The following is a 19780-nucleotide window of genomic DNA, read 5'->3' on the forward strand; positions in this document are numbered from 1 at the left end:
GAGTGCTTGAGGACAGCGCCACCGGCAACCATGCCGAGCCGCTCACCCTGGAGGTTGAAGCGACTCACCAGGCCGTCAAGTGCTGCGGTGAACATGTCTTGGTTTCCGACCTCGGCATACGCCTTGTCCTGGCGTGCGAACGGAATGCGGTTGCCGCCGAGGATCGCGACCGGGCGTTCGTCGCGGGTCTTGGGTGTATAGGCCACTTGGATCTCCCAGGGATGAGGGTTGACACTGATAGCGTATTCTTACTCCAGAGTAAGTTAGATGTCGAACTACTTCGGACCCTGGGTCCGATGAAGTACCCGACACCCAACTCATCGATTCACCTGCATGAGCCGCACATCACTACAGCCGCACATCACTACAGAGGAGATTCACGTGGCTTCCAACGGAACCGCCGGTCTGTATTCGAGTTTTGTCCATTCCGGTCCCGGATCGTTCATCGCCAAGCAGGCCGGACTGCCGGTGCCGCCGACGCTGCGCCGGTACAAGCCGTCGGAGCCGCCGCTTCCCGGCCCGGTGTTGCTCGGTGGGGACGGTCGACTCGTCGAGCCGGTGCGCGAGATCCTCTCCACTCCTGATTACACGCTGATCCACAACGCGACAACGGGTCGCAGCGCCGACAAGTACGGCGGCCTGGTCTTCGACGCCACGGGCATCAAGAAGCCAGCCGACCTCAGCGCGCTCTACGAGTTCTTCGCACCGGTCATGCGGTCGACGGCAGCCTGTGCACGTTTCGTCGTGCTCGGCACCACCCCTGAGCTCGTCGACGACCCCGACGAGCACGTCGCCCAGCGCGCGCTCGAGGGCTTCACACGGTCACTCGGGAAGGAGCTGCTGAAGGGCTCGACCGTCCAGCTCGTCTACGTCTCCCCCGACGCCAAGACCGGCGTCACCGGACTCGAGTCGACGCTGCGCTTCGTGCTGTCGGCGAAGTCGGCGTTCGTCGACGCCCAGGTGATCCGCGTCGACGCCGACGATTCGGTCGCACCGGCGAACTGGGACAAGCCACTCGACGGCAAGGTCGCGGTCGTCACCGGTGCCGCACGCGGCATCGGCGCCACCATCGCCGAGGTCCTCGCCCGCGACGGGGCCCACGTGATCTGCGCCGACATCCCGGCCGCAGGCGAGGCTCTCGCGCAGACGGCCAACAAGGTCAACGGCACGGCCTTCCCGCTCGACGTGAGCGCGCCGGACGCCGGCGAGAAGCTGGCCGAGCATGCACTCGAACGTCACGGCGGCATCGACATCATCGTCAACAACGCGGGAATCACCCGCGACAAACTGCTCGCCAACATGGACGAGAGCCGTTGGGATTCGGTGATCTCGGTGAATCTCGTTGCCCCGCAGTCGCTCGTCAACGCGCTGGTGGAGAAGGATGCGCTGCGTCCCGGCGGCGCCGTCGTGGACGTCAGCTCCATCGCGGGCATCGCGGGTAACCGCGGCCAGACCAACTACGGCACCTCCAAGGCCGGTGTCATCGGTCTCGTCGACGCGTACTCGCCGATCCTCAAGAAGAAGGGCATCACCATCAACGCGGTGGCGCCGGGCTTCATCGAGACCAAGATGACCGCCGCGATCCCGCTCGCCACCCGCGAGGCCGGTCGCCTGATGAGTTCGCTGCAGCAGGGCGGCCAGACGGTCGACGTCGCCGAGACCGTCGCCTACTTCGCCAATCCGGCGAGCAATGCCATCACGGGCAACGTGGTCCGCGTCTGCGGCCAGGGATTCCTGGGGGCCTGATGAGCAAGACGATCACCCTCGACGGACCGCCGAGCACCCTCGACGTCTACTCCAAGGCCGTCACCGCGCTGTTGCCGGTTGTCGGGAAGTCGGGGTCGGTCCGGGCCGACACCCCGCTGCCCGACAGGCGCTACCGCCTCGAAGACGTGCGGGTCGATCCGGAGCGGCTGCACGCGTACACCAGGGCCACCGGCCAGCAGTTCGGTCCGGTTCTGCCGATCACCTACCCGTTCGTGCTGCAGTTCCCCCTTGCGATGAAGATCATGACCGACGCGGATTTTCCCTTCGGCGCGGTCGGATCCGTGCACATCGCCGAGGAGATCCATCGGTACCGTCCGATCGGGATCGACGAGCCGATCACCATCGAAACCCATGCCGAGAACCTTCGCGAACACCGCAAGGGCATGCTCGTCGACATGGTGTCGGAGTTCAGCGTCGGCACGGAGCCCGTGATGCGACAGCTGGCGACGTTCCTCAAGCAGCAGCGCACCAGCCTGTCCGACGAGCCGCGCGGACCGGCTCCGCGCGAGCAGGCACCGCCCCCGCCGGACAGCATCCTGTCGGTCGATCTCGGTCGTATCCGCGAGTACGCCGCGGCGTCGGGTGATCGGAACCCGATCCACATGAGCGATCTGAGCGCCAAGGCGTTCGGCTTCCCCAAGGCGATCGCCCACGGAATGTGGAGCGCCGCAGCCGCTGTCGCGAACGTCGAGCCACAACTGCCCGACGACGTGACCTACAGCGTCAAGTGGGCCAAGCCGATCCTGCTGCCTGCGAAGGTCAACCTGTACGTCCACCGCATCGACGGAGTGGGTGGGAGATCATCGGGCAACTTCGACATCTCGATCCTCAACCGACGCAAGGGGTATCCGCACCTGACCGCCACCACTCGCGGCGCCTGACCGGAGTAGGTCTTCTGCGCAGTACTGCCGCCCACACTCACAGAGGTGTGGGCGGCAGTACTGTATCTCCACGTCGTGAAGCTGCAACGCTGTCCGGAACCTGATCGGTTTCCGGACGGTCAGGTCGTACTCTCCTCGCCATCGGCCACGTGGTCTCGGCCGACGCCTTTCAGCCCGCGCCAGGTGATGCCGACGAGGAGGTCGGTAGCCGTGTCGATGTCGACGTCGCCCTCCGAGATCCGGTCGGCGACAGCCTCTCCCGCGCCGACGAGCGCGACCGCGGTCAGCTCGAAGTCGATGTCGCTCGCGCCCTCGATGGTGGTTCCGCGACGGATCAGTTCGGCAACCATGTCGGTGACGCGATCGCGACTGTCCCGCACGATCTGCGCGAAGTTGGCCGTGCCGATCGCCACGCGGTAGAGCACCTTCCAGGACTGCCGGTGCTGGTCGACGTATCCCAGGAATTCGCGGACCACGGTGCGTGCCTGGTCACGCTGACGCAGGGTGGGGTCGAAGCCGACGGCCATGGCGTCGATGAATCTGCCGGACTCGCGGGCGATGCACGCGCTGAAGAGTTCGTCCTTGGAGCCGTAGTACAGGTAGAGCATCGGCTTGCTGATCTGCGCCTCGGCCGCAATCGAATCCATGGATGCCTCGCGGAAACCGTTCTCCGAGAACACCTTGACCGCGGCGTCGAGCATTTGTTGCTCACGAACCGCGCGTGGGAGCCGCTTGGTTCCGCCTGCCATCGTTCATCTCCTTTGCGACGCCGCGAACGTCGAGTATCCACAGAACCTTACCAGTGGGTAAGTTGCCGCGGCGGCCGAACCCTGATGCCGTCGGCGGGTTTTCCGGTGCCCTCGGCGATCTTCCCGTCCGGCTCAGCAGTGCAGCACGCCCTTCGCGCGCAGGATGCGCACGACGGACCGGTCGACACGGGCCTGGGTGAGTGTTCCGGCTGTCACGGCGCGCTGCATGGCGTCGAGCACTGCGGAGACGCGATCGGTGGTGATCCACAGCGCGATGTCGCCACCCGCCTTGATCGACATCAGGGCGGCCTGCTCGATCGGATACCGCTCGCTGATCGCCGCCATGCCCGAGAGATCGTCGGAGAACACGACGCCGTTGAACGCCGGGCCCCCGTAGGGCTTGCCCGTCCGCAGCATGGTCATCGCACGGGGACTGATGCTCGACGGCGTCTCCTCGCCGGTCAGTCCCGGGACGATCAGGTGTCCGACCATGACGCCGGCGTTGCCCGGATCACGGAGAAGCGTCCGGTACGGCACGAGATCGCTGGTGATCGTTGACGACAGGGGCGGTGTGCGCACCACGCCGGTGTGCGAGTCGCCCGAGCCGTGTCCATGGCCGGGGAAGTGCTTGTAGACGGGCATGATGCCCGCGTCCTCGAGGCCTGCGGCGAAGGTGCCCGCGTACTCGGTGACGACCTGGGGGTCGTTGCTGAACGAGCGGTCGCCGATCACTTCGTCTGCGCTCTCGTCACTGACGTCCGCGTCGGGCGCGAAGTCGACGGTGATGCCGAGTTCTGCGAGCTGTCGCCCGATCGACGCCGCCACCGTGCGAACCTGCCCGGGCGTCTTGGTCCGAGCCAGTTCACGTGCCGACGGACTGTCGATGCCCAGCGACGACAGCCGCGACACCCGGCCACCCTCCTGGTCGACCGTCACCATCAGCGGGATGGGCTGCGAACGCGACAGCCGCCGCGCCGCACCACTGGTCAGGATCGACTTGTCGGTCCAGCTTCCGACGAAGATGCCGCCGATGTGCTCGCGGCGGACCACCTGGGTGGCATCCTCGGTGCCCGTGACACCGACGACGATGAGTTGGGCGAGCTTCTGTCTCAGCGTCATTCGCGACAGCTCCGGCGCACCACACGCGTCGGCGGCGGCCGCGGGCGACGCTGGTGACGACACCGCACTGCTCTGCGAGGCAGGCGCCGAGGCGTAGGCAGACGTCACCGACGACGCACCCCCGGAAGAACCCGTTTGGCAGGCCGTCAACGTTGCGGCGACAGCGAGCACCACTCCCGCCGTCCGGACACCCGTGAAACGTCGTCGATCAAGGCGCATGTACCGAGTCTGGCATGTACCATTTCCCCATGGCTGCGGGGTCTTCGCCCTCCCCCACCGGCCCGGATGGTCCCGGTGGAGCTGAGCAGCGCGGTTCCGACAGACACCGTCGTTCCACACACGGGCAGACACTGATGATCGCCTACGACGGTTCACCCAACGCCGACCGCGCCATTCGGTACGCCGCCCGTTTCCTCCGGGCCCGCGTCGCCCACGTCGTCACCGCATGGGAGCCCGGAGCGATGAGCGCTCCCCGCGTCTCCTCGTTGGCGGCCGGTATGCAGCCGTATCTCGACACCCGCGCCGAGATCGAGGTCGACGCCGCATTGGAGCGCGAGGCCACCGAGACCAATGATCGCGGTGTCGCCCTCGCGACCGAATGCGGCCTCGAAGCCACCGGGACGCTCGTCGAAGCCGACTCGACCATCTGGTCGGCACTCATCGCAGCCGCCGACTCGCTCGACGTCGACCTCCTGGTCACCGGTACTCGCGGCGACACCGGCTTCAAGGCGTTGTTGCGGTCGTCCGTGGCCGAACGGGTACTCAAACACTGCTCACGGCCGGTGTTCATCGTGCCCGCGAAATGCGAGGCCGAGCCCCGACCCCAGATCACCATCTGACCCCGCTCCCCTCGAGACCCGCCGACGACCGGAATCGCCCGGTCGTGGCCTTACTGCGCGGACGTCGACCTGGGAAATGGTAGTTTCGTCCGCATGCGTAACAACCGCCTGATCGCCGGGGCAGTGGCCGGTATCGCCGGCATCATCGTTGGCCTGGGTGCGGTCTTCCTCGGCGGAGCGGTCGCCTCGCAGACCAGCCCGTCGACCGACGTGAACAACATCAATCCCAACAGTGGGTTCGTGCAGGGTTCCGTCGACTACGGCTCACGACAGACCGCCGACGACAACTGACCGTGCGTCGCATCTGACCGTGCCGCTCCGCTGACTCCACGCCACCGCGATTTCTGCCACCACCGCTCGCCGCGTCCACACCACCGCTCGGCCGGACGACCCTAACCAGACCCTGACTCGACGCGGCGTGGGTGCCGTGGCCCTCGTGGCACTGATCGTCAGCCTGCTTCAGTCGCCGGGACGGATCTCGGCCGACACCAAGCTCGACCTCACCGCCAACCCGTTGGGCTTTCTCGCGCGCGCCGCCCACCTGTGGTCGCCGAACGCCCCGATGGGCCAGGTTCAGAATCAGGCCTACGGCTACTTCTTCCCACACGGCGCGTTCTTCGCCGTCGGCGAGCTCGCGCACATCCCGCCGTGGATCACGCAGCGCCTGTGGTGGGCGGTGTTGCTGACGGTCGGGTTCGTCGGGATCGTGCGGCTCGCCGAGTTGCTGCGGATCGGGTCACCGGGTTCTCGGATGCTCGCCGCGCTGGTCTTCGTGCTGAGCCCCCGGGTGTTGACGACTCTCGGTTCGATCTCGTCGGAAACGCTGCCGATGATGCTCGCCCCGTGGGTGCTGATTCCCGTGGTCCGAGCTCTCGACGCCGACAGGCCGTCGCCGTACCCGCTCTGGCGTGACGCGTGCCGGTCGGCGGTCGCGGTCGCCCTGATGGGCGCGGTCAATGCCGTCGCCACCGCTGCCGCGCTCGGTGTCGCGGTGATGTGGTGGGTGATGTCGACGGGCTCGACCAGCGGGAGGGGCTCGAGCAGAGCGAGCATGCGACTCGAGACCACCCAGGGCCACCGTGGCCGCGCGCTTCGTTTCGGTGCGGCATGGGTCGGTGCGCTCGTGCTGGCGTGTGCGTGGTGGGTCGTGCCTCTGCTGATCCTGTCACGCGTCTCACCGCCTTTCCTCGACTTCATCGAATCATCCCGTGTGACAACGGAATGGACGTCACTGACGGAGGTGCTGCGCGGAACCAGTTCGTGGACCCCCTTCGTGTCACCGGAACGTGTGGCGGGCGCCGTGCTGACCACGCAACCGGCCGCGGTGCTGGCCACCGGCACACTCGCGGCGGCAGGACTGGCGGGACTGTGCATGCGGCACCTGCCGTTTCGCGGTCGGTGGGTCACCATCCTGGTGGTCGGCCTGGTGCTGATGTGTGTCGGCTACGCGGGTGGCCTGGGATCGCCGATCGCCGAACCGGTCCGTGTCTTCCTCGACGGCCCGGGCGCATTCCTGCGCAACATCCACAAGTTCGAACCGTTCATCAGGCTCCCGCTGGTCCTGGGCATCGCACACCTGCTCGCACGCGTTCCTCTCCCGGGCACGTCGTCGACGAGGAAGATGCTGTCGGCGTTCGCGCATCCTCAGCGTTCGCGTCCGGTGGCGGCGACGATGGTGCTCGTCGTCGCCCTGATCGGTGCGGGTTCGTTGGTGTGGACCGGCCAGTTGGCCCCGGACGGCACCTATCGGTCGATCCCCGCTTATTGGCAGCAGACTGCCGACTGGCTCGCAGCCCATGCAGACGGCGACGGTTCCGCCGGTGATCGGGCAGCCGGAGGTGACGCGGACGGCCACCCCGGGCGGGCGCTCGTCGTCCCGGGTGCCCCGTTCGCCGACCAACTCTGGGGCCTCACCCGGGACGAACCTCTCCAGCCGCTGTCGGCTACGCCGTGGGCGGTGCGTGATGCGATCCCGTTGACACCGCCCGGCGCGATCAGGGCGATGGATTCGGTGCAGCGCGACATCGCTGCTGGTCGTGCGTCGCCGGGGCTCGCTGCCACGCTGGCCGGTCAGGGAATCGACTTCGTGGTCCTGCGCGCCGACCTCGACCCCGAGACGTCGCGCTCGGCCCGCCCGCTGCTGGCACAGCAGACGCTGACAGGCTCGCCCGGCCTTCGTCGTGTCGCGATGTTCGGGCCGCGGGCGGGACCGCCGACTGCCCGCGGCGTGGTGCGCGACAACGGTTTACGACCGGACATGCCCGCGATCCAGATCTTCGCCGTCGACGCCGCCGGGACGTCGGGATTTCCGGGCACCGGGCCGGCACTCGTCGACACCGACCAGACCAGCCGGATATCCGGCGGACCGGAATCCATTGCCGCGGTGCAGGATCTGCGTGCGCGCCTGGGGATGGGCCCCCTCGGACCGGCGCTCCTCGAATCCGACGCCCGCAGAGCCGGTCTCGACGACCGGCCGCTGGTCGTCACCGATTCACCCGCGAATCGCGAAACCGACTTCGGGCGGGTCGACGATCACAGTTCCGCCATCAGAACGCCGGACGATCCGCGCAGGACGCAGAACGCGGCACCCGACTACCCGGTCGAGGGGCAGCCGCTGGTGTCCGGGCAATGGTTGCTCGACAACCAGCCGGGGCAGGTGTCGGTGTCGACGTCGGGCTCAGCGTCGGATGCGACTCAGCCCGGCCAGACCTCGCCGGCCAACTCGGCGGCGGCCGCCTTCGACGGCGACACCTCGACAGCCTGGGCGAGCAGCGGTCTCTCGTCGGCGGTCGGACAGTGGATGCGCCTCGACTTCACCCGCCCGCGAAGCGATCTCGCGGTGCGGCTGACCACAGCGAAGGCCCTCGGACCGGATGTGTCGTCGATTCTGATCACCACGCAGGCGGGTACGACCGTCGCACAGGGCGTGGAACCGAACAAGCCGGTGACGGTGACCGCGCCGAGCGGTCCCACGACGTGGGTGCAGATACGGGCGATCAGCACCGAGAACGGTACGGCCGGTAACCAGTTCGCTCTCGGGGAGGTGTCGCTGACCGATCTCGCGACGGGCGCACCGGTGTCGATCCGACACCGCGTGGTGCTGCCGACGCTCCCGTCGGACGTCGAGGTGTCGAGCTGGGTTCTCTCCCAGGAGCTCTCGGGACGCTCGAGTTGTGTGCTCGACGACACACCCGCGGGCGACAACGGATCCGTCACCGGCACCGCGTCGAGCGATGTCGTCAGATGTGCAGCGGGACTAGGTCTTTCGCCGGAGAACCCTGGCGTGATGACGCGCGCACTGTCGGTGCCACGGGAAACCACTGTCGCACCGGTGATGGTGCTTCGACCCAAACCCGGCGACGCTCTCGATGCCCTCCTCGCGCGCGCGGGTTCGGTGACCGCCCGGGGCCCGTCGTCGGTGACCGATCCCCGCGGGTCGGCGCGGGCCGCGGTCGACGGCGACCCCACCACCGTCTGGACCGCCCGGGACGACGACAAGCCGGGACGGCACTCCCATCCCCGACTGGACATCTCGCTTCCCGGTGCGCAGCGTGTGGATCGACTGCGGCTGGTGGTGCCGCGCGACTACCCCGCGGCTCCGACGAAGGTGTCGGTCGATCTCGGCGACGGACCGCAGGAACACGCGGTGGGACGCGACGGCGTCGTCGAACTCACGCCCGCGACGACCGACCACATCGCGCTGACCGTTCTCGAGCGGCGCGACCTGATCGACGTCAACAGCCTCGGATTCACCAGTGTCGCACCGACCGGCATCGCCGAGGTTCAGGTCGAACCGACACCGGCGGCAGCACCCGACGACGAGCGCACCATCGCCGTCAGATGCGACGCGGGCGTGGGCATCACGGTGTCCGGTCAGGTGATCGGCATGCAGATCCAGACGACCGCAGGCGCACTCCGCTCTGGCGAGCCGGTCGTCGCACGGCCCTGTACCCCGACCGTCCGGCTCGGTGCCGGGGAACAGGAACTCTCCGCCAATCCGGGACAGGCGTTCACCGTCGACACCGTCGGTCTCGATGCCGGAGGCGGATACGGGTCGGGCACGACGTCGAACACCGCGGCTTCCCGGAGTACTACGCAGAATCATCCGGACGTGCGCAAGTGGGAGTCCACCTCCCGTGCGGTGCACGTCGGCGGCGCGGACGATGCCCGCCTACTCGTGGTTCCGGAAAGCGAGAATCCGGGCTGGCGGGCACGGTTGGGGAACCTCGCGTTGCGCCCGGTCGTCGTGAACGGGTGGCAACAGGGCTTTCAGGTGCCCGCAGGTGCGTCGGGAACCGTTGCTCTCGACTTCGGCTACGACACCGGGTACCGGTGGTCACTGCTGATCGGGTTCGTGCTGCTGGCCGTGCTGTTCGTCGCCGCGATGGTGCCGACCCGCAGACGTGTTCGGCCCGAGGAGTCACCCCAGCGGTCGGCGGGGACGCCGTCGTCGGTCGTGATACTCGCCGCGCTCGGCTGGCTGACAACGTCATGGCTGCTGACGGGCATCTGGGGGTTGGCGGTCTCCGTCGTCGTCGGAGCAGTCGTCGCGATGCTGGAGCCGCGCGCGCGGGTGGTGCTCGCCTTCGTGGCGATGATGGCGGCCACCATAGGCCTCGCCGCGGGCCCCTGGCACGCGGAAGCCGGATACACCGGTTTCAGTTGGTGGGTTCAGCTGCCCGCGTTCGTGGCCGTCGCGAGCACCGTCTGGTCGGCGCTGGTTTCGGCCGTGCCCGAGTCGACGCGTCGCTGGGTGCTCGCACGCCTACCCCGCGCGGAGCGCTTTGCTTCGCGTCGACGCAGCCAGGCACGCGACGGCTCTTCGACGAAGGCGTAGCTCCCCGCAGAGATACCGACGCTGAGAAGCGCGGTGATCACCCAAACCACAGCGGTGTGGCCGGTGAACGGCACGATTCCGAACAGTCCGAAAACCACCGCGAGTACGGCGACGTGCCAGATGAAGAGACCGTACGACCATCTGCCGAGGGCGAGCATCGGCGGCGAGGTGAGGAATCCGAACGGCCGGTCGGTGAATCGGGCACCGATGCCGCCCGTGCCGTCGCTACAGATCAGTGGGGCCAACAGCGCGAATCCGCAGATCGCACCGAGCGCCATCTTCACGGCGAACTGCCAGGGCGCGAGCACTCCGAGCCCGGTCGGCCCGGCGATCGGCGTGCATGCGAGTCCGTACGCCACGACGAACACGACGGCCATCAACCGGCGACGCGCCCCGATCGCCGCGACCGCCCGGGTGACACGCGTCGACTGGCCGAGTTCGTCGGCACCGGCGACCTCGGCGAGCACGAGTCCCGCGACGAACCACGGCAGATGTCCGACCACCCAGTTCGTCGGTTCGACCCCGTCCGGTGTCGGGAGGATCTGCGCGATCCATCCCCAGCTCAGGCTGACCGCGCCGAGCGCGAGCAGCGCAGGGATGCGGGCGCCGACGCTGCGCCCACGCAGGGTGAACAGCGCGAACCCGAGGACCGGCAGGAGCAGATAGAACGCGACCTCGACCGAGAGGCTCCACATCTGCGTCAGGCCCGCGGTCAACGACAGCGGCACGAACACCTGGGTCAGCGTCAGGTTGGCCAGCCACACCGTCGCATCGGCGCCCTGCGCCTCGGGAAGCAGGGTCAGCACGACGACCACAACCACGACGTAGGCGGGCCAGATGCGGACGACGCGGTGGCGCAGGTAGCGGCGGATCGGTGGATGGGCTGCCCGGGTCACTCTCCGCCCGCCGGACCATCCGTGTGCGCTCGCCACCCACCCTCGCCACAGCAGGAAACCCGAGAGAGCGAAGAACAGTGCGACCGCGAGGTCGAGTCTGCCGAGGATCGGCCCGATCACCGGGGTTTCCACAGCACCGGTCTGGAAGGCCACGTGCGTGGTGAGCACGCCGAGCGCGGCCACCGCGCGCATCCCCTCGAGCTGCGGGAAGAACCGACGGGCCGGGGCGCTCGGCGACATCGATCCGGAAGACATCGCACCACGATATAGCCACCGTCGCGGCGGCCGTCCGGTCGAACAGTAGTCTCGTGCCCATGTCGCAGGCCCCCGATGCACCCGTTCCGGGGACACCGCAGGAGGAGCCAGCGTCCGCCGATCGATCACCGGAGGGCCGGCAGTCCCCAGACGAGCGGTCGCCGAGTCACTTCTCCACCGCCGATCTCGTCGGTCCGACGCTCATCTTCGTCGGTGCGTTCCTGATCGCCGTGACGATCGCGCTGCCGACGCTGTTCGTCGACCGGCTGCGCACGATCCCGCTCAGTACCGACCAGACCACCGTCTCCACATCGGGCGTCTCCACATCGGGCGACTCCACATCGGGCGACCCGCGCGCGCAGATCCTCGACAGATGCTCGCTCAACACCCCCCGCGCGCGGACGCTCGACGCGACCCTCGTACGGCAACAACGAGTCGTGGCCGTCCGACCCGCGGACTCGCGACGCGTCACGCTGCAGGCCGGGACGTCGGTGCAGGCCGACCGCATCCGGCTGGACGGGCGGGACACCGACTCCGACGCCGCACGACCGGGCAGCGAGGTGGCACCGGCGCAGGGGGCCGACGCCTGCACGTCGCCGACGGTGTCGGCGGTCAAGGATCGGGTCACCCTCAACCGGCATACCGCCCTGCCGGATCTCGGGGCGGTCGGCGATACGCGTGGCAATTCCGAGATCCAGTACGACAGCAATGCCGCGCCCGTCGCCGCGCCGGATCGTCGCGGATACACCTTCGTGCTGCCGTTCGACCCTCCGACATCGGGCGCGCAGTACTTCGACGTGACGACACGACGGACCGTTCCGCTCATCGACGAGGGCTCCTCGCAGGTCGGTGGGCGGACAGCGATCCGCTATCGCGCCGAGATCCCCGACACCGATCTCGACGCCATCGGTTCGGGAACGCCCAGCGGCACCCCGGCCACCAGGATCACCCGCCCTGCATCGTGGTTCGGCATCTCCAACGGTGACCCCGCCAGGCAGGTCACCGCGACGTTGCATCACCGCGCACGATGGGACATCTCGGTGGACGCGAAGACCGGCGTGATCGTCGACGAACGACTCGACGTCGAGCAGACGTACCGGGTCGGCGGCGCGGACACCTCGGTGACCAATCTCCGTGCCACATTCGACTTCGACGCGCCGACCAGACGCGCGATGGCCGACGAGGCGGCCTCGCGGGATCAACCCGTCGTGATCTGGGGCCGCGTGGTGCCGTTGGTCGCGGGCATCGTCGGTGCGCTCGCCCTCGTCGCGGGTGCCGTGCTCACGTTCCCCGGCCGCTCACGTCGGTGGGTTGACGGACTGCGCCGCGGCCGCCGGGATGCGCATGCGAAACACGAAGACCCACAAGCGTCGTCGTGACCGCAGAGACGGTTGCCGCGACGGCGGCGATCACCGCCAGGCTCGTCACGCTGTGTCCGCACACGAGGATCGCGACGGCCTCGGCACCGAGGAGAACCCAGGCGAGCACAGAGATGCGTGTGCGGTCGTGCGCGATGGCGGCGAGCAGCGCGACCTGCAACACCGAGAACGCAGCGCCGGAGTAGGCGAACAGTCCGAGCAGCGGCGTCAACGGCCGGTACTCCTCGCCGACGAGGACCGGTACCAGCGGTCCGACGAGTGCTCCGAGCACCGTGATCACGAGTCCGATCGTCGCCACCACGACGATGGCCTGCCGGAACGAACGGCGTGAGGACGCCGGATCGGCGAGTTGCGGATAGAACACGACACCGACGGCCTGCGGCAGCCAGAACGCCACCTTCGTCGCGATGGCGCCGAAGGCGTACACGCCCGCATCGCGCGGATCGAGCACCGTGCGCGAGAGCAGCACGTCGAGTGATGCCGCGACGACGAGCACCAGCTGCACCTGCGAGGCACGCACGACGGTGAGCAGGTTCGCGCCCGGTGTCGTGGCACCCTGCAGGGCGGTTCCGGGGCTCACGAGTCGCCTCACCGCGAGACCCCAGACGAGGGCCGCGGCGAACGCGGTTCCGACGGCACCGGCGAGGAGTCCGCCTGCCGGACCCGCACCGGCGGCCAGCGCCCCGATCATCGGCCCGGTGCGCGCCAGCCCCACCACGGCGAGGACAGCGCCGAGTGTTCGGAAGCGTCGACGTCCCTGTAACACTCCCTGCCCGCCGGCGATGACGGTCAGCAGGGGCGCGGCCACCAGACTCGCGGCGGTGAGCGACCACGACGTCGACGCGACGGCCGACACGATCGGGACCGCAACCGCGCTCAGCAGGGCGACAGCGAGCGCACACCGGATGACCAGCCTCCGTAAGCGCTGATCGTCGCGGCCATGGACCACCTCCCGCGCGACAACGGCCTGGAGTGCCAGCGCGGGGACGGTCAGTACCAACTGTGCCGACAGCAGTACCGCGAGTTCGCCGTACTGCGCCGGGGACAACCACCAGCGGCCCGCACCGAGGTGCACCGCATAGGCGCACACGTTCGCGAGCATCGACCCGACCGCCACCCAACCGACCGCATCGACGACACCCTTCGGGGCACGGTCGACGGCGCGCGCCGGCTCGCGGCCGACGCTGTGGCGTCGTCGCGGCAGGTCGGGGGAACGCACCATGTGGTCAAGTGTGCCTGCCCGGTGTGGAACGATGGACACCGATGTATGACCAGAACACGCAGACCGACGTCGAGAGCGCCGACGTCGGCTTCCGCATCGATCCCGTCCTCGCGCGCAGCTGGCTGCTGGTCAATGGCGCCCAGTACAACCGTTTCGCTCAGGCTGCGCGGTCGCGCGCCGACATCGTCGTCCTCGACATCGAGGACGCGGTGGCACCGAAGGACAAGCTCCCCGCGCGCGACAACGTCGTGCGGTGGTTGACCTCCGATCACGGGAACGCCACCGACGTCGACGCTGCCGACATCCCGGGCGGTGCCGGCGACTGGGTGCGCATCAACGGATTCGGCACCCCGTGGTGGGCCGACGACCTCGACGCACTGTCCCGCACCCCGGTCGGCGGGGTGATGCTCGCGATGGTCGAATCGGTCGACCACGTCACCGAGACAGCGAAACGGCTGCCGAATGTGCCGATCGTCGCGCTGGTCGAGACGGCACGAGGCCTCGAACGGATCAGTGAGATCGCCTCGGCGAAGGGCACCTTCCGGTTGGCGTTCGGTATCGGCGACTTCCGCCGCGACACCGGCTTCGGCGACAACCCCATGACTCTCGCGTACGCGCGGTCACGCTTCACCATCGCGGCGAAGGCCGCGCATCTGCCGAGCGCGATCGACGGCCCGACCGTGGGGTCGAGTGCGCTCAAACTCAGTGAGGCGACGGCGGTCAGCGTCGAATTCGGCATGACCGGCAAGATCTGCCTAACGCCTGATCAGTGTGCGCCCGTCAACGAGGGACTCACCCCGTCGATCGACGAGATCACCTGGGCGAAAGAGTTCTTCGCCGAGTTCGAGGCCGACGGCGGCGAGATCCGCAACGGCTCCGACCTTCCCCGCATCGCACGCGCCACCAAGATCCTCGACCTCGCGCGCGCCTACGGGGTCACCGGCACCGAATACGAGGTCGATCCCGGCCACGCCGCGGCTCCGTCGGACACGTACCACTACTGAGTTCACCGGACCGAGTCACGCGGCACCCGATCGCCATGCCCCGGTTGCTGCCAACGCTGTACGCGGTCAGCGCGCTGCTGACCGCGCTGATCCTCGGTCCGCTGCTGCTGCGTCCGGGATACCTGCTCTATCGCGACGCGGTGTCGACGCCACGGTCCTACGTCACCGACGGGGCGTTGGGCATCGGTGATCTCCCTCCGCGTGCGGTCCCCCAGGATTGGGCGGTGGCACTGGGGAGTTCCGTGGTCGACGGAGGGTTCCTCGTCAGGGCGATCCTGTTCGCTGCACTGACCGTCGGCGGCGTGGGATACGGCAGGCTGGCCGCGCACCTCGTGCCGGGCGCGGGCCGGGCTGGTGCTGTCGCCGCGACGATCGTCTCGCTCTGGAATCCCTTTGTCGCCGAACGACTTCTGCAGGGCCATTGGGGACTGCTCGTCGGCTACGGTTCGCTCGGGTGGATCGCTTTGGCCGCGGGCGCCCTACGGACAGACCCGACAAGACGGCGGTGGTGCGCGCTCGCGGCGCTTCTCGCCGTCGCCGGATTCACACCGAGCGGTTCACTTCTCGGCCTCGTCGTCGCACTGGTCTGCGCACTCGCGGGCACGGCAACAGCAGGAACGGCAGCGAGGGCGAGGTCCGTGCGGGCCGTCTGGGTTCTGGTGGTGTGGGTACTCTCTGCGGCGCCCTGGCTCGTTGCCGCTCTACTCACCTCGGCGTCGACCGCCACCGACGGTCCGGCAGGGGTGCGGGCCTTCGGGTTACGCTCCGAACCCGCCCTCGGGCCGCTGGGCACGGTGCTGGGCCTCGGCGGCATCTGGAACGCCGACGCGGTCCCGACGAGTCGCACGATCTGGTGGGCCGCAGCGGCCACCGGATGTCTCGTGGTGCTCGTCGGAGTCGGCGCGATCACGCTGTGGCGCAGGCGCGAACGCCTCGTCGACGCGGCCCTCGTACGCGCTCTCGCGCTTCTCGCGTCGACCGCACTGCTGGTGCTGGTGGTGACCGCCGTCGGGCCGGGTCGAAGCGCACTGGCCGAAGTCGTCGACGTGGTTCCCGGTGGGGGACTGCTCCGCGACACGTCGAAGTTCGTAGCCCTCGCGATGCCGATGATCTCGGTGGCGGCTGCCGCTACGGTGTGGCGGCTCCGCGCGCTGGTGCCATCCGGTTTCGCGATCGCGGCGGTGATCCTGTTGGTGATGGCCCCGCTGCCCGACCTCGCGTTGGGCGTCGGTGGCCGACTCTCGACGGTGCACTACCCCGACGACTGGGCACGAGTGGCGCAACTCGTGCCGGACGACGAGGGAGATGTCGCGCTGTGGCCTCCGGGGACCGTCCGCCAGTACCCGTTCATCACCTCGCCGTCGCTCGATCCCTCGGCACGGCTGCTGCGCGCGCCGGTGCTCGAGTCGGGCGAACTCGTGGTCGACGGCACGGTCGTCGACCACGCAGCGCCGCGCGCGCAACACGTGATCGACGTATTGCGCGCCGGCGGCGATCCGGGCGCCCTCGCGCAACTCGGTGTCGGCTGGGTGCTCGTCGAGCACCTCTCCGGCACCGGTGAACCCGACGTGCCGAGGTCTCTCGCCCTGCACGCGGAGACCGTCTTCAGCGGGCAGGACCTCACGTTGTTCCGCATAGGTGCGCCCGCGGCCATCGGTGGAGCGTCGACGGCGGCGCGGGTCGCCGCGTGGAGCGCGCATCTGCTGTGGGCGGCTCTGATCGTCGTCGGCGGGCTCGTCGGGGCATGGCCACGGCGACGTCGAGCACCCGCCGGGGTTCAGCGCGGCGAGAACTGATCGAAGACCGACACGAAGCCGTCGGCGGTCGCCGACCATGAGTAGCGTCGGGCCCGCCGTGCCGCGGCCGTGCCGAGTCGGTGTCGCTCGGCCGGGTCGTCGAGAAGTTTCCTTGTCGCGGAAAGCATTTCGTCGACACCGTCGACGAGGATGCCGGTCTCGCCGTCCTCGATCGATTCGGCGAGCCCGGTGGCGTGGCGGTAGCCGACGGTCGGCACACCCATCTGCGCGGCCTCGATCACCGCGAGCCCCCACCCCTCTTTACGCGACGGCATCAGATGCACGTCGGCGTCGGCGAGCAGTTGGTACTTGCGCTCGTCCGGCACATGCCCGTGGAAGGTGACCAACTCGTCGACGCCGAGTTCGTGTGCAGAGGCACGCAAGCGCGATGACCACCAGCCGTCGCCGATGATGTCGAGGTGCACCGCGCGACTGCCCTCACGACGCAGACCGGCCAGGATCTCGAGCGCGTCCTCGACCTGCTTGTGCGGGACGAGACGGGACAGAACACACAGCTTGGCGACGTCGCGCTCACCGCGTTGCTCGACGGCCACACCTGCGGGTACCGGATCGATTCCGTTGTGCACCACGGTGATCCGGTCGGAATCGACACCGAGTTGGACCAATTCGCGCGCCGACGGCGCAGACACCGTCACATAGCGGTTGTGTCGGTGTACGCGCGGCGAGACCCTCGACTCCAAAAACCACCCCAGCTTGCCGAGCAACCGGCCTGCCACGGGCCACTGTTCACGGTGGCAGTGGTGGACGAGGACGACGGTCGGCGCCGAAACGACCAAAGTCGCGAAGAACGGGATCCCGTTCTGGGTGTCGACCACCGCGAGCGGATCGATCCCGGCGAGCGGACCGAGTCCCCGCCGTCCCGCTGCCAGCATCGCCAGCACGCGCGGGTAGACGGTGATCCGACCGCCCGCGCGGAAGAACCGCATGCCGTCGCGCTCCTCGCGGCGTAATGCTCCCGGATAGGAGGACGTCAGATAGGTGACCCGCATCCCGCGTCGCGCGAGTTCCGCCCCGACCCGCTCGAGATAGGTTTCGCTACCTCCGCCCTGTGGGTGGCGGGTATCGCGCCAGCACAGGAGCACGACGTCGGACGGAGGATTCATCGCCGACAATGCTACGCAACGCGCCGGGTAGCATCTCCTCCCGTGCCGCGACCGAGAAGGATCAGACCCGCCTCGACCACGACACGTGCGACAGTCGGCATGGCGCGCATGGCCACGTTGCGCCGGGCCGCCGGACTGCTCGGGGACTTCCGCTACGAGCAGTCCGATCCCGCACGCTTCTACACCGCGCTTGCCGACGACACCGCCGACCTCGTCGGCGCGTTCGCCCCCCTGGAGAGAGCGGTGCTGCTCGACGTCGGCGGCGGCCCCGGATACTTCGCCGACGCGTTCCGCGCCCGGGGGGCGTCGTATGTGTCGGTGGAGCCGGACCCGACCGAAATGCACGCCGGCGGCCTCGACCACCGCGGATCGGTGCGGGCATCCGGTCAACAGCTGCCCTTCGCAGACGACTCGTTCGACGTCTGCATCTCGTCGAACGTGGTCGAGCACACGCCTGCACCGTGGGAGATGGCCGACGAGATGCTGCGTGTGACGCGCCCCGGCGGCGTCGTGATCGTCAGCTACACGCTGTGGTGGGGTCCCTTCGGTGGTCACGAGATGGGCCTGCGGCACTACGCAGGTGGCGCCAGGGCCGCGCGCTGGTACACGCGGCGCCACGGGCATCCGCCGAAGAATCTCTACGGGACGTCGCTGTTCGCCGTCACCGCAGACGATGGCCTGCGGTGGGCCCACTCACGACGCGGCAGGGCGCGACTCGTCGCCGCATTCCCCCGCTACCTGCCCAGCTGGGCCTGGTGGGTGCTTCGGGTGCCGCTCCTGCGCGAGGTGGCCGCGACGAACCTGGTGCTGGTACTCGAACCGTACTGATGAGCTCGCTGAGGCGCTGAGAGCGCTCCCTGCTGTCCTCACATCCCGGCGGTGCAGCGCAGCGTGCCTCCGTTACTCGTCGCCGAGGCCAGCAGTTCGTCGCCGCGCAGGATGTTGCAGGTCACCGGGCCACGTACGACGACGGCGGTCAGTTCCGCGGCGTCTCCGGTGACGGTGGCCTGCCGCGACCACGGTGTTCCCGTCGCCGCGACGATCTCGAAGTCGTTGCCCTTACGGAAGCGCAGTGCGACGACGTCGCCGTTGCCGGTGATCTGATAGGTGACCGCGCCCGCGGCCGGTGCGGCCGTCGTGGTCGTGGTCTCCTCGGTCGTGGTCGTGTCCTCGGTCGTCGTCTGTTCGGTGGTCGTCGGAGTGCTGATCGTGGTGGTTGCGGGGGCGGTGGTCGCAGCTGTGTCGCCATTGGAACCCGAGCTGCGCACGATGGCGTAGGCCACCACGGCGATCAGGGCGATGACCGCGATGATCGCGACCACGAGTATTGCGGTGCGTTTGCCGCCGCCCGAGGAGTTCGGGTCCTCGCCGCCCGACTGCTCGTCCCCGTAACCCTGAGTCCCGTAACCCTGACCCTCATAGCCCTGGTTGCCGTAGTCCTGGTTGCCGTAGCCCTGAGCGTCATAGCCCTGGTTGCCGCCGTAGCCCCGGTCGGCGTAGCCGTACTGGTCGTTGCCGTACTGCTGGTCGCCGTAGGGCTGGTCGGCGTAGGGGTCGTGCTGGGTGTACGCCTCGGTGCGGGCCGTCGGCTCTCCGACGGCCGACGGGTCCACGGAGGGGTCGAATGCCCGCGTCTCGTGATGCTCCTGCGGGTCGTTCGGGTCCTCGGGTGGTCGTGTCATGGCGCCGATTGTGCCAAACCGTGCCGAGTGCACGCACCGCTATGCGTCGTTGGAGCGCGGCGGCGAACGTTCACGCCTCGGCGATCGCCTCGAGTGGCCGGGTGCGTGCGGCGCGGTTCGCGGGCCACAGTGCGGCAAGCACGCCGACGACGCCCGCGCCGATGAGCGTCACGATGATGAGCGTCCACGGGAGGACCGGGTCACCGAGGCCCCATCTCGCCAAGGTGCGC

Annotated in this window: 15 protein-coding genes and 2 pseudogenes; 9 read left to right on the forward strand and 8 right to left on the reverse strand. The window is 68.7% G+C overall.

Translation table 11 applies throughout. The features are described from left to right. Positions 1 to 206: pseudogene (locus GOOTI_RS02150) on the reverse strand (acetyl-CoA C-acetyltransferase); the annotation flags it as partial. A 175-nt stretch (positions 207 to 381) separates the two neighbouring features. Here GOOTI_RS02150 and GOOTI_RS02155 point away from each other — a divergent pair. Then, the gene (locus GOOTI_RS02155) at positions 382 to 1746 is read left to right on the forward strand and encodes a 3-oxoacyl-ACP reductase (protein ID WP_007236906.1); all 1365 of its coding nucleotides are present in this window, start codon (positions 382 to 384) and stop codon (positions 1744 to 1746) included. Further along, on the forward strand, positions 1746 to 2648 hold the full coding sequence (locus GOOTI_RS02160) for a MaoC family dehydratase (RefSeq protein ID WP_007236907.1): 903 nt from the start codon (positions 1746 to 1748) through the stop codon (positions 2646 to 2648). Before GOOTI_RS02155 ends, GOOTI_RS02160 begins: the two co-directional genes overlap by 1 nt. 119 nt (positions 2649 to 2767) lie before the next feature. On the opposite strand, the gene GOOTI_RS02165 is transcribed toward GOOTI_RS02160, so the two are convergent. Then, complete coding sequence (locus GOOTI_RS02165) at positions 2768 to 3397, reverse strand: TetR/AcrR family transcriptional regulator (RefSeq protein WP_007236908.1); 630 nt, start codon at positions 3395 to 3397, stop codon at positions 2768 to 2770. Between the two features lie 132 nt (positions 3398 to 3529). Further along, on the reverse strand, positions 3530 to 4735 hold the full coding sequence (locus GOOTI_RS02170) for a glycoside hydrolase family 3 N-terminal domain-containing protein (protein WP_174299107.1): 1206 nt from the start codon (positions 4733 to 4735) through the stop codon (positions 3530 to 3532). 14 nt (positions 4736 to 4749) lie between these two features. Between GOOTI_RS02170 and GOOTI_RS02175 the strand changes: the two genes are divergently transcribed. The 3 genes and pseudogenes from GOOTI_RS02175 to GOOTI_RS27335 all read left to right on the forward strand — a co-directional run. Further along, positions 4750 to 5355 carry a universal stress protein gene (locus GOOTI_RS02175; protein ID WP_007236910.1) on the forward strand — a complete coding sequence of 202 codons (606 nt, stop codon included), beginning with the start codon at positions 4750 to 4752 and terminating at the stop codon, positions 5353 to 5355. 93 nt (positions 5356 to 5448) lie between these two features. Then, on the forward strand, positions 5449 to 5646 hold the full coding sequence (locus tag GOOTI_RS02180) for a DUF2613 domain-containing protein (RefSeq protein WP_007236911.1): 198 nt from the start codon (positions 5449 to 5451) through the stop codon (positions 5644 to 5646). A gap of 145 nt (positions 5647 to 5791) precedes the next feature. Further along, positions 5792 to 9145, forward strand: a pseudogene (locus GOOTI_RS27335) (alpha-(1->3)-arabinofuranosyltransferase domain-containing protein); the annotation flags it as partial. Positions 9146 to 10026: 881 nt separating this feature from the next. On the opposite strand, the gene GOOTI_RS02190 reads toward GOOTI_RS27335, so the two are convergent. After that, positions 10027 to 11343, reverse strand: coding sequence for an acyltransferase family protein (locus GOOTI_RS02190; RefSeq protein WP_083835829.1), 1317 nt, complete (start codon positions 11341 to 11343; stop codon positions 10027 to 10029). Positions 11344 to 11402: 59 nt separating this feature from the next. Here GOOTI_RS02190 and pgfA point away from each other — a divergent pair, with 59 nt between their 5' ends. Next, positions 11403 to 12722, forward strand: coding sequence for a cell envelope lipid trafficking protein PgfA (pgfA, locus tag GOOTI_RS02195; RefSeq protein WP_007236913.1), 1320 nt, complete (start codon positions 11403 to 11405; stop codon positions 12720 to 12722). Here the strand turns inward: pgfA and GOOTI_RS02200 are convergent. Beyond that, positions 12625 to 13824: a lipopolysaccharide biosynthesis protein gene (locus GOOTI_RS02200; RefSeq protein WP_007236914.1), complete on the reverse strand. Its 1200-nt coding sequence runs from the start codon at positions 13822 to 13824 to the stop codon at positions 12625 to 12627. The genes pgfA and GOOTI_RS02200 overlap by 98 nt on opposite strands. A gap of 161 nt (positions 13825 to 13985) precedes the next feature. Between GOOTI_RS02200 and GOOTI_RS02205 the strand changes: the two genes are divergently transcribed. Next, positions 13986 to 14948 carry an HpcH/HpaI aldolase/citrate lyase family protein gene (locus GOOTI_RS02205; protein ID WP_007236915.1) on the forward strand — a complete coding sequence of 321 codons (963 nt, stop codon included), beginning with the start codon at positions 13986 to 13988 and terminating at the stop codon, positions 14946 to 14948. 35 nt (positions 14949 to 14983) lie between these two features. Further along, positions 14984 to 16744 carry an MmpA family trehalose lipid delivery protein gene (locus GOOTI_RS02210; RefSeq protein ID WP_007236916.1) on the forward strand — a complete coding sequence of 587 codons (1761 nt, stop codon included), beginning with the start codon at positions 14984 to 14986 and terminating at the stop codon, positions 16742 to 16744. On the opposite strand, the gene GOOTI_RS02215 is transcribed toward GOOTI_RS02210, so the two are convergent. Further along, the gene (locus GOOTI_RS02215; protein ID WP_007236917.1) at positions 16726 to 17868 is read right to left on the reverse strand and encodes a glycosyltransferase family 4 protein; all 1143 of its coding nucleotides are present in this window, start codon (positions 17866 to 17868) and stop codon (positions 16726 to 16728) included. The genes GOOTI_RS02210 and GOOTI_RS02215 overlap by 19 nt on opposite strands. Before the next feature lie 99 nt (positions 17869 to 17967). On the opposite strand from GOOTI_RS02215, the gene GOOTI_RS02220 reads away from it, so the two are divergent. Continuing rightward, complete coding sequence (locus GOOTI_RS02220) at positions 17968 to 18696, forward strand: class I SAM-dependent methyltransferase (protein WP_007236918.1); 729 nt, start codon at positions 17968 to 17970, stop codon at positions 18694 to 18696. A 38-nt stretch (positions 18697 to 18734) separates the two neighbouring features. Here the strand turns inward: GOOTI_RS02220 and GOOTI_RS02225 are convergent, their stop codons facing one another. Together GOOTI_RS02225 and GOOTI_RS26595 are read right to left on the reverse strand one after the other, a co-directional pair. Beyond that, complete coding sequence (locus GOOTI_RS02225) at positions 18735 to 19550, reverse strand: hypothetical protein (RefSeq protein WP_039993166.1); 816 nt, start codon at positions 19548 to 19550, stop codon at positions 18735 to 18737. Between the two features lie 70 nt (positions 19551 to 19620). Continuing rightward, positions 19621 to 19780: ABC transporter permease (locus tag GOOTI_RS26595; protein ID WP_007236920.1), on the reverse strand; the 160-nt coding region annotated here is incomplete at its 5' end.

This window comes from Gordonia otitidis NBRC 100426, assembly GCF_000248075.1.
Taxonomy (GTDB): domain Bacteria; phylum Actinomycetota; class Actinomycetes; order Mycobacteriales; family Mycobacteriaceae; genus Gordonia; species Gordonia otitidis.